Source organism: Leucobacter denitrificans (genome assembly GCF_014396385.1).
Taxonomy (GTDB): Bacteria; Actinomycetota; Actinomycetes; order Actinomycetales; family Microbacteriaceae; genus Leucobacter; species Leucobacter denitrificans.
Window position 1 is genome coordinate 1,049,663 of sequence record NZ_CP060716.1, and the last position, 16,251, is coordinate 1,065,913.

The 16,251-nt window shown below is 61.9% G+C and carries 13 protein-coding genes; 3 read left to right on the forward strand and 10 right to left on the reverse strand.

Features of this window, described 5'->3' with window-relative positions; translation table 11 throughout:
- Window positions 1-11 precede the first annotated feature (11 nt).
- Genes H9L06_RS05075 through H9L06_RS05085 form a run of 3 tightly spaced genes read right to left on the reverse strand, consistent with a single transcriptional unit; the run spans window position 12 to window position 2,373 of the window.
- Window positions 12-425: a DUF4244 domain-containing protein gene (locus H9L06_RS05075; protein ID WP_246454507.1), complete on the reverse strand. Its 414-nt coding sequence runs from the start codon at window positions 423-425 to the stop codon at window positions 12-14.
- 36 nt (window positions 426-461) lie between these two features.
- The gene (locus H9L06_RS05080; RefSeq protein ID WP_187556128.1) at window positions 462-1,358 is read right to left on the reverse strand and encodes a type II secretion system F family protein; all 897 of its coding nucleotides are present in this window, start codon (window positions 1,356-1,358) and stop codon (window positions 462-464) included.
- 37 nt (window positions 1,359-1,395) lie between these two features.
- A complete protein-coding gene (locus tag H9L06_RS05085) occupies window positions 1,396-2,373 on the reverse strand; it encodes a TadA family conjugal transfer-associated ATPase (protein ID WP_187556129.1) in 978 nt (325 codons plus the stop codon).
- A gap of 154 nt (window positions 2,374-2,527) precedes the next feature.
- Here H9L06_RS05085 and acs point away from each other — a divergent pair, with 154 nt between their 5' ends.
- A complete protein-coding gene (acs, locus tag H9L06_RS05090; RefSeq protein ID WP_187556130.1) occupies window positions 2,528-4,540 on the forward strand; it encodes an acetate--CoA ligase in 2,013 nt (670 codons plus the stop codon).
- Window positions 4,541-4,708: 168 nt separating this feature from the next.
- Here the strand turns inward: acs and H9L06_RS05095 are convergent, their stop codons facing one another.
- Window positions 4,709-5,185 carry a RidA family protein gene (locus tag H9L06_RS05095; protein ID WP_187556131.1) on the reverse strand — a complete coding sequence of 159 codons (477 nt, stop codon included), beginning with the start codon at window positions 5,183-5,185 and terminating at the stop codon, window positions 4,709-4,711.
- 1 nt (window position 5,186) lies between these two features.
- Entirely contained in the window at window positions 5,187-5,354 is a 168-nt protein-coding gene (sp36, locus tag H9L06_RS05100) for a Sp36 family protein (protein ID WP_187556132.1), read from the reverse strand.
- Between the two features lie 91 nt (window positions 5,355-5,445).
- Between sp36 and H9L06_RS05105 the strand changes: the two genes are divergently transcribed.
- On the forward strand, window positions 5,446-8,073 hold the full coding sequence (locus tag H9L06_RS05105) for a transglycosylase domain-containing protein (protein WP_246454508.1): 2,628 nt from the start codon (window positions 5,446-5,448) through the stop codon (window positions 8,071-8,073).
- Window positions 8,057-8,992, forward strand: coding sequence for a metallophosphoesterase (locus H9L06_RS05110; protein ID WP_187556133.1), 936 nt, complete (start codon window positions 8,057-8,059; stop codon window positions 8,990-8,992). Before H9L06_RS05105 ends, H9L06_RS05110 begins: the two co-directional genes overlap by 17 nt.
- On the opposite strand, the gene H9L06_RS05115 is transcribed toward H9L06_RS05110, so the two are convergent.
- The 5 genes from H9L06_RS05115 to H9L06_RS05135 all read right to left on the reverse strand — a co-directional run bounded on the left by H9L06_RS05115 (window position 8,961) and on the right by H9L06_RS05135 (window position 16,212).
- Complete coding sequence (locus H9L06_RS05115; protein ID WP_187556134.1) at window positions 8,961-10,205, reverse strand: LL-diaminopimelate aminotransferase; 1,245 nt, start codon at window positions 10,203-10,205, stop codon at window positions 8,961-8,963. The genes H9L06_RS05110 and H9L06_RS05115 overlap by 32 nt on opposite strands.
- A gap of 28 nt (window positions 10,206-10,233) precedes the next feature.
- Entirely contained in the window at window positions 10,234-11,301 is a 1,068-nt protein-coding gene (locus tag H9L06_RS05120; RefSeq protein ID WP_187556135.1) for an aspartate-semialdehyde dehydrogenase, read from the reverse strand.
- Between the two features lie 45 nt (window positions 11,302-11,346).
- Window positions 11,347-12,624, reverse strand: coding sequence for an aspartate kinase (locus H9L06_RS05125; protein WP_187556136.1), 1,278 nt, complete (start codon window positions 12,622-12,624; stop codon window positions 11,347-11,349).
- A gap of 274 nt (window positions 12,625-12,898) precedes the next feature.
- On the reverse strand, window positions 12,899-13,513 hold the full coding sequence (recR, locus tag H9L06_RS05130) for a recombination mediator RecR (protein ID WP_187556137.1): 615 nt from the start codon (window positions 13,511-13,513) through the stop codon (window positions 12,899-12,901).
- A gap of 2 nt (window positions 13,514-13,515) precedes the next feature.
- A complete protein-coding gene (locus H9L06_RS05135) occupies window positions 13,516-16,212 on the reverse strand; it encodes a DNA polymerase III subunit gamma and tau (protein ID WP_187556138.1) in 2,697 nt (898 codons plus the stop codon).
- Window positions 16,213-16,251: the final 39 nt, after the last annotated feature.

A 16,251-nucleotide genomic window follows, 5' to 3' on the forward strand; every position in this document is an offset into this window, starting at 1 on the left:
CTCGTGCTCGTTTAGCCCGCACTGTTCAGCGCATTTTGCACAAGCGTCAGCAGCATCTGGCGCACCTCATCTGAACGCAAGATGACGATCAATAGCCCCGCAAACGCTACCGCCGCCATGATGATCAGCGCGTATTCAGCAGTGACGGCGCCGCGGTCGTCTTCGGCAAGTTCTCGCGCAACTCTCGACGCGCGCCATCTAGCGAATCTGCCACGCACCGAGCGTCGCGAATGCTCTGGTTTGGCAGGCTCTGCCGGAAACCCGAGCCGCAGAAGTTCCTCGAGTTCGTCGTTGTCGCGTGTAAGTGTGCGCTCCATGTTGTGCTCCAATCGTTCGGTTGCGAGACGGAATCTGTCTCTGCCAGTTATCGTCGTCGGAATCGTGACGGCCCAAGCGCCTTTCAATCGAAATGTGGAAAAGTTCATATGCCTTCTGCGTAAACGCGCACTGTGAAGAAGCGGTCAGATCGCCGAAGCGACCGGAAACACGCTGCTGACGAGCCGCACGATGACGGGGAACACCCCGAGCACGATGAACGCTGGCAGTATGCACGTCGCGATTGGCACAAGAATTCGCACGCCCAACCGCTCGGCCGCGCGCTCGAGTTCTGCCTGGGTCTGCGCGCGCTGCGTGTGGGCCGCGTCGAGAAGCAGCGAGGAGGCGGGCACACCAACATTGACCGCCTCTTGTAGGGCCTGATCAAGCGGCGTTCCGCGGCAGAGGCTGGCGAACTCGATCCACTCGGCGCGAGCATCTGACACCGCATCGGCGACGCGCACCCGCGCGCGGCCCGGCGGCGCGCCACCAGAGAGCGCGATCCACATGAGTTCGCATTCGAGGCCCGCCACACGGTCTTGCGCTTCGACCTGTCGAGTGAGCTTGCGGGTCCACTGTAGGCCGAGCAGTTGCAGAAGCAGACCGAAGACGAGCAGCCCAGCGCCGAGCGGGGTGAGAAACACGGGCAGCGGATCGAAGCCGAGCAGTACCCCGACCCCGACCGAGGCGAGTGGCAGCCAGGCCACAAGACGGATCGTCATGCGTGGTGCGGCGAGCAGCACCTCCCTGCGCGCGCTGAGTTCGTCGATGCTCCGCAGCGCAAGCGCGATTCGGTCAAGCACTGGCGCGAACGCTGCTCCACTCTGCTCGGCGAGGTTCCATGCTGCGCCGAGCACTCGCCAATCGGGGCCGTCAATCTCGGCGAGCGCGTCTCCCGGTTTCTCACCCATGTCGATCCGCTCGACCACATTGAGTAGCAGAGGACTCACGGTCTCTCGCGCGAGCGAGCGCATTACCTGCACCGGGTGCAATCCACCCCGAAGCAGTGCGGCGGATCGCGCGGCGATCGATACCGCGGTCACCTCTTCGGGCTCGTCCTCGCGAGAACCCTTTAGCCTATTAAGCAGAGCCAATCTCACGGACTTCCACCCCCAATTCACTAGAGGCGCCAAGGGTGAATCTGCCGACCTGTTCGATGCGATGGTGACCGGCATGGCGACTCACGTGCACGATCGTGTGGAACGCCGACACCACCTGCGGGGCTAGCGCTTCGGGCGGCAGCCCCGCGAGAAACCCGAGCGCCTCGAGTCGCGCGGGCACGTCGCGCAGGCTATTGGCGTGGAGCGTGCCAGCGCCGCCCTCATGCCCGGTGTTGAGCGCGGCGAGCAGCGTCGCGATCTCTGCGCCGCGGCACTCGCCCAATACGATGCGGTCGGGGCGCATGCGAAGCGCCTCGCGCAATAGCCGTTCGAGCGATACTTCACCAGCGCCCTCAATGTTTGTTTGCCGCGTTTCAAGCGCAATGTGATGGTCGTGTCGGGGTCTGAGCTCCGCAACATCTTCGATTGTGATGATGCGTTCGCTCGGATGAACGAGTGACAGGAGCGAGGTGAGCAGGGTGGTTTTGCCGCTGCCAGTACCGCCGGTGATGAGAAGGTTGCGCCGATCCACCACATCGCGCGCGAGCATGCTCGCGGTCGCGTGCCCACACAACCCGGCGCTCACGAGCTCATCAAACGAGGCAGCCTGTGTTGCAGGCACGCGGATCGACACCACTGTGCCGAAGGCAGCGACGGGTGCGAGCACAGCGTGCACCCGAATCCCGTCTCCGAGCCGCACGTCGGCGCACGGGTTGAGTTCGTCAAGGTGCCGCCCGCCGGCCGCAATGAGAGCAATCGCGAACCGATTGACCATGTCTTCGGGAACCACCCAGCCCCTCACATGCTCAGCACCGCTTCCTCGGTCGAGAAAGAGCCTCCCGGCTCCGTCTTGCACGTGAATCATGAGGTCACGCAGCGTGGGATCGTCGATGAGCGGCAGCAGACCGCCGAGAACGCGCCGCACATCGGTGCCGAGTTTGGTGGATCGTAGTGACATCACCCCAGTACATAGGTTCGGGTGAGCGCAGAAAGGCGATTTCTGCGAAATGTGGACAACCCCACCCGCATACCTACTTTCGGGCGGACTGTGCACGGAGCTTGCGGGTCTAACATGGCAAAGGACAATGATGTTTAGCGATGAAAGGGCAGCCATGAGCGACGATCACGGCACAATCGAGAGTCTTTCTTCTCTCGCACACGAAACCCCCGACACCTACCCGCCTTCGGCAGAGTTCCGCGCTCAAGCGAACCAGAACAACTCGGAGATCTACCTCCGTGCTGCGGCGGATCCTGAAGGTTACTGGGCAGAGCAGGCGAGAACTCGACTTACCTGGACGAAGCCGTTCACCGAGGTACTCGATTGGACGAACCCGCCGTTCGCGAAGTGGTTCCAAGATGGCGAGCTCAATGTTGCGGCGAACTGCCTCGACCGCCACGTAGCGAACGGGCTCGGTGATCGTGTGGCGATCCACTTCGAGGGAGAGCCCGGCGACAGCCGCTCAATCACCTATGCCGAGCTCACCTACGAAGTGAAGCGCGCCGCGAACATGCTCACGAGCCTCGGCGTCACCGCTGGTGACCGGGTCGCGATCTACATGCCGATGATTCCCGAGACCATCATCTCGATGCTCGCGGTCGCCCGTCTCGGCGCGGCGCACTCTGTCGTGTTTGGCGGCTTCAGTGCCGAGAGCCTTCGCGCGCGCATCGATGACGCAGAGGCAGAGCTCGTGATTACCGCAGACGGCGGCTACCGCAAGGGCCGTGTTTCGCCGCTCAAGCCTGTCGTTGACCAGGCACTTGAGCTCGACGATGCCGACGGCAAGCCTTCTACCGTGAAGCACGTACTCGTCGTGCAACGCGGCAAGAACGACATCACCATGGAATCGGGGCGCGACCTGTGGTGGCACGAAGAGATCACCGCCTACGACGGTGAGCACCAGGCGCAGGGCTTCCCTGCTGAGAATCCCCTCTTCATCCTGTACACGTCGGGCACCACGGGCCGGCCGAAGGGCATCCTCCACACCTCGGGCGGCTACCTCACCCAGGTCACCACCACGCACAGCGATGTCTTCGATCTCAAGCCCGAGAGCGATGTCTGGTGGTGCACCGCCGACGTGGGCTGGGTCACCGGCCACAGTTACATCGTCTACGGGCCACTCGCGAACGGCGCGACCCAGGTCGTGTACGAAGGCACCCCCGACACCCCAGATTGGGGTCGCTGGTGGGAGATTATCCAGAAGTACGGCGTCACGACCTTCTACACCGCGCCCACGGCGATCCGCTCGTTCATGAAGGTCGGCCGCCAAGTACCCGAGAAGTACGACCTTTCGAGCATCCGCCTGCTCGGTTCAGTTGGTGAGCCGATCAACCCCGAGGCTTGGCGCTGGTACCACGAGGTCATTGGCGCGAGTCAGGTGCCGATCGTCGATACGTGGTGGCAGACCGAGACCGGCGCAATTATGGTGGCGCCGTTGCCGGGACTCACATCACTCAAGCCGGGCAGTTCGCAAATTGCGCAGCCGGGCATCGCGGTGAGCGTGCTCGACGAGTCGGGTGACAAAGTGGATCGGGGCCAGGGCGGCCTGCTCGTCGTCGAGCGTCCGTGGCCAGCAATGGTTCGCACCATTTGGGGTGATGACCAGCGCTTTATCGATACCTACTGGGAGAAGTTCGGCGACAAGTACTTCGCTGGCGACGGTGCAAGGCTCGACGAGGACGGCGACGTCTGGTTCATGGGTCGCGTCGACGACGTCATGAATGTGTCGGGTCACCGTCTCTCAACGACCGAGATTGAGTCAGCGCTCGTCGGACACCACGCAGTTGCAGAGGCCGCCGTGGTTGGTGCCGACGACGAGACGACCGGTCAGGCCGTGGTTGCGTTCGTTATCTTGAAGTCGCAGCAGCAGCTGCTCACCGAGGCTGAGGCTGAGGCGGAGCTCAAGAAGCACGTCGCTAGCCATATCGGGGCAATCGCCCGGCCACGCAACGTGTTCGTTGTGAACGAGCTGCCGAAGACGCGCTCGGGCAAGATCATGCGACGCTTGCTGAAGGACGCGGCTGAGGGCCGCACCATCGGTGATACCACGACCCTCGCGGACACCATGGTGATGCAGACCATCTCCGACCGAGTGGTTGCGGAGCGAGCTGCGTCGGCAAACGCGTAGCGTTTGCGCAGCTCGCTGTGCCGCCCACGGCGGCAGCCCACGGAGCGAAGCGAGGGGTGGCGAGCTGCGTCGGCAAACGCATAGTCACACTAAAACAAAAATGTGCGCAGGAATGTGCGTCAAATCCCATCGGAAAGACGCACATTCCTGCGCACATTTGTGAACTAACTAGTCGCGCACGCGGAACACGAACTCGATCTCCACTGGCGCATCGAGCGGAAGCACCGCGACGCCAACGGCTGAGCGCGCGTGAATGCCCGAGTCACCGAAGACCTTGCCGAGGAAGACCGAAGCGCCGTTCGCCACGGTTGGCTGGCCGGTGAATGATGGATCGGAGGCTACGAAAGCGTTGACCTTCACTACCTGCTCGACCTTGTCGAGCGATCCAACGAGACCGCGAACCGCAGCGAGTGCATTGAGCGCGCAAGTCTGCGCGAGCTCGGCGGCGGTTTCGGGATCAACTAGCCCCTCGCCCTCGCCTACCTTGCCAACTGCAGGCAGCCCGCCATCGACGAAGGGAAGCTGACCTGAGGTGTAGACGTAGTTGCCGTCGCGCAGCGCAGGCACATACGCGGCAACCGCCGCAGCGACCTCAGGAATCTCGAATCCGAGTTCGCGAACGCGATCTTCAATAACCGTTGCCATTTCAGGCCTTTCTCTTCATGTACGCGACGTTTCCGCCGGCAGGGCCTTCAATGATCTGCACGAGCTCCCACCCCTGCGATCCCCAATTGTTCAGAATCTGCGCCTCATTGTGCAGCAGCAATGGAGTGACGAAATACTCCCAGCGTTCGGTCTCTGTCGTGTCGGACACACAGACTCCTATCTTGGTTCTTCGTGAAAATTGCGTCGCAAATCGACGCGAGCGGCGCTGATTTTCAGCAACGTCACTTACCCTAGAGTCTATGACCCCAAAGGCCACCAAGTCTTCGAGAGTGCGCACCGCAAAGCCCCGTTCAGCCGGCGGCGTACTCGGAGGAATCCTAGGAATGCTCGCAATGAGCGCGATCGCAGGCATCCTCGTAACAGCTGCAATTACTCCAGTCGTCGCCCTGACAGGCGCTGCGGCGACCTCAGCGGTAAGCATCTTTGAGAACCTGCCAGGCAACCTGAAGCCTGGTCAGCTCGCACTTCCGACGACACTGTCGGCGATGAAAGACGGCAAGAAGGTGCAGTTTGCCGAGTTCTATGATCAAGACCGCGAGCCGGTCGAGTTCGATCAGATCTCGCCGTACGTCACTGACGCACTCGTCGCGATTGAAGATCCGCGGTTCTATACGCACGGCGGCGTTGACGCCCTCGCGGCATCACGCGCAGTGATCCAGAACATGACGGGCGATGACCTCTCAGGCGCCTCGACGATCACGATGCAGTACGTGCGCAACGTGCTCGTGCAAGAGGCGACTGCGATTCCTAATGAGGAAGCGCAGAAGGAAGCCTATAACGATGCGATGCGCCAAGATATGGATCGCAAGCTGAAGGAAATGAAGCTTGCGATTGGTGTTGAAAAGCAGTTCACCAAAGATGAGATCATCACCGGGTATTTGAACATCACGCTCTTCGGTCGCACGGTGTACGGCATCGAATCTGCTGCCCACTATTACTTTGGTACGACAGCGAAAGACCTGACCCTGCCGCAGGCCGCGAGCCTCATCGCGATCGTGAACTCACCGACGCGATACCAGCTCGATATCGAGGAGAACATTCCTGCGAATACCGAGCGCCGCAATTTGATCCTCAAGCAGATGCTCACGCACGGCAAGATCACTCAGGCTCAGTACGACGAGGCTGTTGAGACCCCGGTCGAGCCCAAGATCACGCCACGTATTCAGGGCTGTGCCGCTGCGGAGGCCACTTACGGGCTCGGTCACTTCTGTGATTACGTACAGCGTCAGCTCAAGCAAGACCCTGAGTTCGGCTCAGATCCTGAGACCCGCGAGTTCAACATGCGCCGCGGCGGCTACGACATCGTGACCACGATCGATCTCGACATGCAGAAGGCGGCGGTCGACGCGACCCGCGCGAACGTGGCCCAGACAATGGATGGCATCGACGTCGGCAGCGCGACTGTGAGTACTGAGGTGAACACGGGCCGCGTGCTGGTCATGGCACAGAATAGACCGTTTAGCACCGACGAATCCCTCCAATCCCAGGGATACACAGCGATCAACTACGGCACCGATTTTGAAGATGGTGGATCAAGCGGCTTCCAGGTTGGTTCGACGTTCAAGCCGGTTACGCTTGCTGAGTGGATCCGCACGGGGCACTCGGTTCGCGACATCGTGAACGTGAGCGGACGTACCGTGCAGCTGCAGAGCTTTAAGGCGAGCTGTATGCCTGGCGGCGTGTATGGCTATGGCGACTGGAAGTTCGGCAACGACAACCTTGGAGTGCAGGGCAACCAGACGGTTATGACCACGATCGCGCAGTCGCTCAACGGTGGTGTCGTCTCGATGCAGCAGAAGATGGACCTGTGCGGCACGTTCGACATGGCCGAGAAGATGGGCATGCACCGCGCAAGCAAGGCCACGAACCCAGACATGCCGAACAACGACACGTACAACCTCACCCGCACCCCGTCGAACACCTTCGGTGGTGTTGACGAGATGTCGCCTCTCACCATGTCTACGGCGTACGCGTCATTTGCTGGCGGTGGCACCACTTGCACCCCGGTAGCGATTGACTCGATCACCGGGCCAGATGGCGAGCCAGTACCGTTCCAGAAGAGCACGTGTTCAGAGGCCATGTCGTCTGACGTAGCTGCTGGCGTCGCTTACGTGTTACAGAACGCGATCTCGAACGGACTCGCGCGTCACGCTGCTTCGGCGTTCGGTATTCCGCACCTCGCAAAGACCGGTACCACCGACGACTACATCGACAACTGGACCATCGGTGCATCGAGCAAGGTCTCGACCGCGACGTGGGTCGGCAACGCGGCCCCGTTCTGTTACAGCGATAACAACTGTGCTCGCGTCGATACTCGAAACTTCGGCGGCTACCAGGGCCTCACCGCAGCAGACAGCCGCATCTGGCCTGAGGTTATGTACGTCGCAGACCAGAAGTATGGCGGCGAGGGCTTCGGCGATCCGGCAGCGGCCGCGCTCAAGCAGACCCTCGTTAAGGTGCCCGATTTCGCTGGGCAAACTTTCGAAGACGCGAAGAGCGCCCTCGAGACCGCAGGGTTCTCAGTTCGCGATGGCGGAGAGGTTGACTCATCACAGCCGAAGGGCATGGTGGCGCGCACCGATCCGAAGGCGGGCGACGAAGTTCCGCTCGGCTCAGAAGTCACCGTGTACCGCAGCCTCGGTAACTCTGGCAAGGTTCCAGACGGACTCACCGGAATGAGTGGGAGGGACGCGGAGTCTGCGCTCAGAGCCGCGAACTTCACGTCGGTGAACCTCGTGTGTGAGGGCGGCGACGGCCAGCCTCACCCGAACCGCAGCGAAGTGAAGTCGGTTTCACCGGGCAGCGGCACCGAAACACGCTTTAACTCGACAATTACGCTCACCGTCACCTGTGGCGAAGACGAGTAGCCGACGACCAGGCACAGCCGCGGTAATTGGTACCGCGGCTGGTGTCTTGGTGTGGTCCACACTTATCGAGCGACGTCTCTTTACGATTCGCCGCCATACGGTGCCGGTTCTTCCGGCTGGAGCCGCGCCGCTAAGGGTGCTGCAGCTCTCTGATCTGCACCTCGCACCGTGGCAGGTCGGCAAGATCAACTGGGTGCGGTCGCTCCGCAACCTGAACCCAGACCTGCTCGTACTCACGGGCGACCTCATGGGGCACACGCAGGCCAGGCCAGCACTGCTCAATATGCTCGAGGCGTTCTCAGACGTGCCCGCAGTCTTCGTCCACGGTTCGAACGACTATTATGGCCCCAGGTTCAAGAACCCACTTCGCTACCTCAAAGAGCCCAGCAGGCTTGCAACCCGTGAGCAAGACATCGACAACGCGGCCCTCACCCATGGGCTCGAAGGCCTCGGATTCATCGACCTCAATAATGCTGCGACGACGCTCGAACTACGCGGCACCGAGCTTGAACTGTTTGGGCTTGGTGATCCACATATCAAGCTCGACGATGAAGCCAAGATGCGCGAGGCGCGCGAATCGCTCGGCGCGAGCGACGCAGCGGTGCGGATCGGGGTGGTGCACGCCCCCTACCAGGCAGCCCTGAACTCGCTACTCGAAGCAGACGCCTCACTGCTGCTTGCGGGCCACACGCACGGCGGCCAGGTTCGCGTTCCCGGCGTCGGCTCGCTCACTGCGAACTGCGACCTACCAAACCGGCAGTCTCGGGGCTTAAGCGTCTGGTACAACGCACACACGGCGGCGTACCTGAACGTGAGTGCTGGCCTCGGTAATTCGATCTACGCGCCCGTGCGATTCGCTTGTAAACCCGAAGCCAGCCTCATCACGCTTACCGCTCCAGAGATACCTCGCGCGTCGTAAGCTTCGCGAAGACCTCAGCGAGCCGCTTGCTTGCCTCAAGAGTGACCTCGTACGAGTTGAACGCACTCAGCCTGAAGTAACCTGCGCCCGCTGGCCCGAAGCCCTCACCGGGGGTGCCGACGACCTGTGCGTCTTCGAGCAGCAGGTCGAAGAACTCCCAAGAGCTCATGTCGCCTGGGCAACGGAACCAAATGTACGGTGAGTGGTCACCACCGACCGCCTCGATTCCGGCGTTCTGCACTGCCTCTTTGAGCAGCTTCGCGTTGCGCCGGTAGTACTCGATGTCTTGCTCGATCTGTTCGCGCCCCTCGGGGCTGTACACGGCCTCTGCGGCGCGCTGCACGATGTACGGGGTGCCGTTGTACTTGGTCGCCTGGCGACGCGCCCAACCGTCGTGCAGTGACACTCCGTCGATCACGAGCTTCTTCGGCACGACGCTCCATGAGCAACGCAGACCGGTGAAGCCGGCTGTCTTCGAGAATGAGCCGAATTCGATCGCGACCTCGTCGGCGCCCTCGATCTCATAGATCGAGCGGGGAATCTCGTCGCCCTGAATGAATGCCCGGTACGCGACGTCGTAGAGGATCACGGCGCCATGCGCCTTCGCGTACGCAACCCACTCTTCGAGCTCTTCGCGCGTGAGCACAGCGCCCATCGGGTTGTTCGGCGAGCACAGGTAGATGATCTCTACGGGCTGCTTCGGCAGGGGCGCCTGAAATCCGTTCTCTACGGTGCAATCGAGGTAGGTGAGGCCGTTCCATCGATCGTTCTCGAACGTGCCGATACGACCTGCCAGTGCGTTCGCATCGACGTAAATCGGGTAGACCGGGTCAGTCACGGCAACGGTCGCCTGCTCAGTGAACAGTTCTTGCGCGTTTGCCATGTCGGTCTTCGCACCGTCACCGATGAAAACCTCGCTCGCCTCAACGTCGACACCGATCGACGCATACTCCCCCTGCGCGATTGCTTCGCGCAAGAAGTCGTACCCAAACTCGTTGCCGTACCCGCGGAAGGTTTCAGCGTGCGCCTGTTCCTCTACCGCCTTGTGCAGTGCCTCGATGATCGCTGGTGCGAGCGGGCGCGTCACGTCTCCAACGCCGAGCTTCAAGACCTTCGAGTCTGGGTGCTCCGCTTCGTACCGTCGTACTCGGTCGTTGACCTCGCCGAACAGGTATGCCGAGGGAATCCCCCGGAAGTTCGCGTTGATTGGCATCGGGGGTTCCTACCTTTGTGTTGCTGGGTCAGCCTGCGATTTTGCGGGCTACGGTTTCTGCGAGTTGTACGGTGTTGAGTGCTGCGCCCTTGCGCAGGTTGTCGTTGGAGACGAAGAACACGAGGCCACGGCCTGCGGGTGCAGACTGGTCCTCGCGGATCCGCCCAACATAAGACGCGTCTCGACCGGCAGCCTCGAGCGGCGTCGGAACGTCGCTGAGTTCAACACCAGGCGCCTCTGCGAGCACCTCGCGGGCGCGGTCAGCCGAGATTTCGTTTGCGAATTCTGCGTGGATCGCGAGCGAGTGGCCGGTGAAGACTGGCACGCGCACGCAGGTTCCTGCGACGAGCAGCTCTGGAAGTTCGAGGATCTTGCGACTCTCGTTGCGGAGCTTCTTCTCCTCGTCGGTCTCGCCTTCGCCGTCGTCTACGATCGATCCTGCGAGCGGCAGCACGTCAAACGCGATGGGCTTGACGTATACCTCGGGGTCGACAAAGTCGACGGCCTCTCCGTCGTGTACGAGCTCTTCGATCTTGCCCGTCGAAACCGCCGCGGTGACCTGATCCGCGAGTTCGCGCACGCCAGCGAGCCCCGAACCTGAGACCGCCTGGAATGTGGTCATCGTCATGCGCTCGAGACCTGCCGCGGCATCGAGCGCCTTCATGACCGGCATCGCTGCCATGGTTGTGCAGTTTGGATTCGCGACGATGCCGCTACCTGCTGCCACAATGTCGTCGAGTGCGTGCGGGTTCACTTCGCTCACCACAAGTGGAACCTCAGGGTCGAGACGCCATGCGCTCGAGTTGTCGATGACAATTGCCCCTGCGGCCGCGAACTCTGGCGCGTACTGCTTCGACGCGGCACCGCCCGCCGAGAAGAGCGCGATATCGATGCCGCTCTTGTCCGCGGTCGCGACATCTTCGACGACGACGTCTTCGCCGCGGAACGGAAGCGTCGTACCAGCCGAACGCGCACTCGAGAAGAAACGAATCTTCGAGATTGGGAAGTTGCGCTCGTCGAGCAGACGGCGCATCACCTTGCCGACCTGACCGGTCGCGCCAACGACCGCGACTGAGAGGCCCTGCGATTCAGCCATGTGTGTGGATCCTGTTCTGTGAAATCTGGTTGCGAAGTGAGCCGGTTAGCGGCCGGTGCCTGCGTAAACCGTTGCCTCGTCGTCTGAGTCGAGGTCGAATGCGGTGTGCAGCACACGCACGGCCTTCTCCATGAGGTCGGCGCGGGTGACCACTGAGATGCGAATCTCCGAGGTTGAGATCATCTCGATGTTGATTCCTGCCTCGTAGAGTGCGCGGAACAACTGAGCCGATACACCGCTCGAGGTGCGCATGCCCGCACCTACGACTGCGATCTTTGCGATCTGATCGTCGTAGAACAGCGTTTCGTATCCGAGGTTCTCGCGCTCTGCTTCAAGCGCCTCGGTGACCTTCGGGCCCTCTGCCATGGGAACTGTGAAGGAGATGTCGGTGCGGTTCGTGTCAGCGGCAGAAATGTTCTGCACAATGATGTCAATGTTCGCGTCTGTCTTGGCGACAACCTCGAAAATTCGAGCGGCAACCCCCGGAACGTCGGGAACTCCGCTGACGGTAATCTTTGCTTCGCTCGCTTCAGCGGCGATGCCTGTGATGACCGACTCTTCCATCTGGTCTCCCTTCGGGTGCCCCTTTGCCGGGGTGTAAACGATGGTGCCCTCTTCGCCTGAGAATGAGGAGCGCACATGAATCTCGACGCCGTGGCGTCTCGCGTATTCGACCGCGCGCAGGTGAAGCACCTTGGCGCCTGATGCCGCGAGTTCGAGCATCTCTTCAGATGAGATCGCGTCGATCTTGCGTGCGTGCGGTGCCATGCGTGGATCAGTCGTGAAGATGCCGTCGACATCGGTGTAGATTTCGCATACGTCGGCGTTGAGTGCTGCGGCGAGCGCAACCGCGGTCGTGTCCGACCCGCCGCGGCCGAGCGTCGTAATGTCTTTGGAGTCTGGGCTCACGCCTTGGAAGCCCGCGACGATCGCTACTGCGCCTCCGTCGAGGGCGTCGCGCACACGGCCCGGTGTGACGTCGACGATCTTTGCAGCGCCGTGATCGCCGGTCGTGATCATGCCTGCTTGGCTGCCCGTGAATGAGAGTGCTTCGACGCCCATACCCTTGATGGTCATCGCGAGGAGTGCCATCGAAATTCGTTCGCCGGCGGTGAGCAGCATGTCGAGTTCGCGGGGCGCAGCGATGGGCGTGCACTCGTCTGCGAGATCGAGCAGTTCATCGGTGGTGTCGCCCATCGCGCTCACGACTACGACGACCTCATTGCCCGCGCGACGGGTTTCGACGATGCGCTTCGCGACTCGCTTGATGCTTGTTGCATCGGCAACCGACGAACCCCCGAATTTTTGCACGATCAATGCCACGTGGGTCCTCCTAGTTTTGAGCCAAGGTCTATTCTAACCCGTGCCGCATACCAGAAGCCTGCGGGGCGGGTCTTGGGGGCCGTTTCTATGTTGAGATGTCAGTGCCTGTTGGTTCCCGCAAAGGTGGATCAGATTAGAATCCAGTAGCGCGTTGCTCGCGTGGCCCAATTCCATAAGACGAATATAGCCATTGAGAAGTCACTAATGGCTGCTTCGCGCGAGATGAAGCAACCTCTTCTGCCAAGTCAACCTCGTAGGGGGTGGATCGACGCCGTTAGTCGACGATGCGGCGACCTTCAAATGCGCGCCCGAGCGTGACCTCGTCTGCGAACTCGAGGTCGCCGCCGACTGGCAGACCGGAGGCGAGTCGCGAAACCGGCACCTCAATGCTGGTGAGGAGTCGGGAAAGGTAGGCCGCCGTAGCTTCGCCCTCGAGGTTTGGGTCGGTGGCGATGATGACCTCTTTCACCTGCACACCACCGTCTTCGGTCGCTGCGCTGAGCCTGCGCATGAGTGCGGGAATGCTCAGGTCGTCGGGGCCAATGCCGTCGATCGGGCTGATCGCCCCACCGAGCACGTGGTACAGCCCGCGGAACTGACGAGTGCGTTCGATTGCGACGACGTCTTTTGGTTCTTCGACCACGCAAATAATGGCCTGGTCACGGCGCGCGTCGCTGCAGATGCCGCACCGCACCTGCTCGGTGATGTTGCCGCATACCTCGCAGAAGCGTACCTTCTCGCGAACCTCACTGAGGAGCGAGGCGAGCCTCGACACGTCAAAGTTTTGGGTTTGCAGAATGTGGAACGCAATGCGCTGCGCTGACTTCGGACCAATGCCCGGGAGCCTGCCGAACTCGTCGATCAGGTCTTGAACGATGCCGTCGTACACGGCTACCTCCTGTGCTCAGGTAAAGGGTGTTCCTCGAGGAATACTGCGCCAAGCACCTCGCGCACGACCGACTCACCGTATCGCGTGAACTTTGGTGCGACTTTTGGTGACGGCTTCGGTGTGTCGCTGGGTTCGACCCCTGTCGCCGCTTGTACCTGGGGCACCGCCTCTGCTGGCGTTGCCGGGGCTGCGGGTTCTGGCATTGTCTGAGGTGATACCTGGGGCCGTTGCGCTGTCTGCACCACAGATGCACGATCTGACTCAGCAACAGAGTCATGCTCTGGCATGTCTCGTGCGATCCCAGCGTACGGGTCATCATGTGGATCGTCCCCCGCATCGAGCGGTTCAGGCTCATACAGCGGCTCCGAGGCAGCAGGAGTGAACTGTTCGGCAGGTGACTGCTGCTCACTTGCTGACCGTAGATCAGCAGGTCGGGGTTGCTGTGGTTCGACAGGATTCTGTAACCCGACCGGCTTCTGAGCCTCTGTCGGCGGTATCGGGTCGGCCCAGCCGGGGGCTGCAAGTTTCGGCCCGAGCGCACTCAGGCGCGCGGCCGCTCGCTCCACCGGGTCATCAGACCGCAAAGGATCGGGGCTTCCTCGGTGAGGCTCCTCTGATGCCGGTGCCGACCGTTCGCTTTGCTGTTCACGCGACTCACGTTGCGGCGCAACCTGGCGAGGCTTGTACTGCACGCGGAGACCGGTCGCCCCGAGAATTGCCTCGCGGAGTGGGCCTGCGCCCGTCGACTTGAACGCGGCAAGGTCTGAGTTGTTTGCAATACCAACGATCAACAACTCGCCCTCGAGCGCGAGTGGCTCAATAACCCGCACTGCGTTCCAGGCATCGCGATCTGTCTCGAGCAACTCTTCGAGCAGATCTGACCACATATCGCGGAGATCCTCGAAGCCTGGCAGTCCGTCTGAGTCAGCTGGTTGCACTGTCTCCGCGGGTGCGGCAGGTGCATCCGCTGTGGGTGCTGCCTGTGTCGGCGCAGATTGTGCCGGGTTTGTTCCTGCGGCCTGTGCTGTTGCAGGAGGCGCCGCGGCTGGTGTTTGTGTTGGTGCTGGCGAGCCCGCGCCAGTTGGTGCTTCGGATGCCTGCGCGGGAACTGGAGCTGGCTTCGTCGGCTCCGAGCCGATGCTCTCGATCTGCGAAGCGCTCAGCACGTCTGAGATCGGCCGTCCGAACCCTGCAGCACCCTCGTTTGGGTGCGGGATCTGATTCTGTCGCGGTGCCTCATTTGGACGTGTCGCCTTGTCCGCAGGCGGTGCCTGTGCAGCAGGCGGTATCTGCACGGCTGTTGGGGTTGGTGCAGCACCGGCATCATCGTTACGCAGAAACTCGCGGATCGACGCTGCAGTCTGCGCCACCTCATTCACCTTGGTTGGTGTGGGGGTTGTAGGCGCGGGCGTTGCCGGCGCGGGCGCAGTTTGTGCCGGCGCAGACGGTGCAGGAGTGGTCTGATTTTGAGGCACAGACGGCTGCGCCTGGACCTGCGACTGAGGGGCAACTCCACCCTGTCGCGGAGCCTGCCCCGAAGCAGGAGCCGCGGCTTGCTGCGGCACCTGAGCAGCCGCTGGCTGCGTCGCCTCACTGCCCAAGCTCACGAGCGCTCGCGCAATCATGAGTTCGAGGTGCAGCCTTGGCGGAGTCGCGCCGGTCATCTGGTCGAGCGTCTCGGCGACCGTGTCGGCGGTTCTCGAGAGTTCCTGTGCACCGAAAGTACGCGCCTGTTCGAACATGCGGGTGAGCTGATCTTGCGGCACACCACGAAGCACAGCGGCGGCACCGTCGACGGTTGTCGCATTCACAATAATGAGATCGCGCAACCGCTCGAGCAGGTCTTCGACAAAGCGCCTCGGGTCTTGACCGGTCTGAATCACGCGGTCGGTCGCGGCAAACGCGGCGGCCGAATCGCGTGACCCGAGCGCCGCAACAACGTCGTCAAGCAGCTCGCCGTGCGTGTACCCGAGCAGCCCCGCGGCTCGCTCAGCGGTCACACGATTGCCCTCAGAGCCAGCGATGAGCTGATCGAGAATCGAGAGCGTGTCTCGCACCGAGCCGCCGCCGGAGCGCACGACGAGCGAGAGCACGCCGGGCTCGACCTCAATGCCCTCGCTGTCGCACAACTGCTGTACGTACTGAATGAGGGTCGCCGGAGGAATGAGGCGGAACGGGTAGTGGTGCGTACGCGAACGGATCGTGCCAATGACCTTCTCGGGCTCGGTCGTCGCGAAGATGAACTTCACGTGTGGCGGCGGCTCTTCGACGATCTTGAGCAGCGCGTTGAACCCACCGGCCGTGACCATGTGGGCCTCGTCAATAATGAAGATTTTGTAGCGGTCGCGCGCCGGCGCAAATACAGCCCGCTCGCGCAGGTCTCGGGCGTCGTCAACGCCACCGTGGCTTGCTGCGTCAATCTCCACTACATCCAGCGACCCACCACCCGCGCGACTGAGCTCAACACAGCTCGGGCAGGTGCCGCATGGAGTGTCAGTAGGACCCTCTGCGCAATTGAGGCAGCGCGCAAGAATGCGCGCGCTCGTTGTCTTGCCGCAGCCTCTGGGGCCACTAAACAGGTAGGCGTGGCCGACGCGGCCGGTGCGAAGCGCAGTCATGAGCGGATCGGTCACTTGGGACTGCCCGATCATCTCTGAGAACGACTCGGGCCGATACCGTCTATACAGCGCTGCTACCACGAAGACCATGCTACCTGCGGGCACTGACATCGAGCGCAG

What these genes read in the sequence shown, in the direction of transcription:
- H9L06_RS05120 (WP_187556135.1), bottom strand. Translation starts at nt 11,301, where the DNA reads ATGGCTGAATCGCAGGGCCTCTCAGTCGCGGTCGTTGGCGCGACCGGT.
- H9L06_RS05075 (WP_246454507.1), bottom strand. Translation starts at nt 425, where the DNA reads ATGAACTTTTCCACATTTCGATTGAAAGGCGCTTGGGCCGTCACGATT.
- H9L06_RS05085 (WP_187556129.1), bottom strand. Translation starts at nt 2,373, where the DNA reads ATGTCACTACGATCCACCAAACTCGGCACCGATGTGCGGCGCGTTCTC.
- H9L06_RS05095 (WP_187556131.1), bottom strand. Translation starts at nt 5,185, where the DNA reads ATGGCAACGGTTATTGAAGATCGCGTTCGCGAACTCGGATTCGAGATT.
- acs (WP_187556130.1), top strand. Translation starts at nt 2,528, where the DNA reads ATGAGCGACGATCACGGCACAATCGAGAGTCTTTCTTCTCTCGCACAC.
- H9L06_RS05115 (WP_187556134.1), bottom strand. Translation starts at nt 10,205, where the DNA reads ATGCCAATCAACGCGAACTTCCGGGGGATTCCCTCGGCATACCTGTTC.
- H9L06_RS05105 (WP_246454508.1), top strand. Translation starts at nt 5,446, where the DNA reads ATGACCCCAAAGGCCACCAAGTCTTCGAGAGTGCGCACCGCAAAGCCC.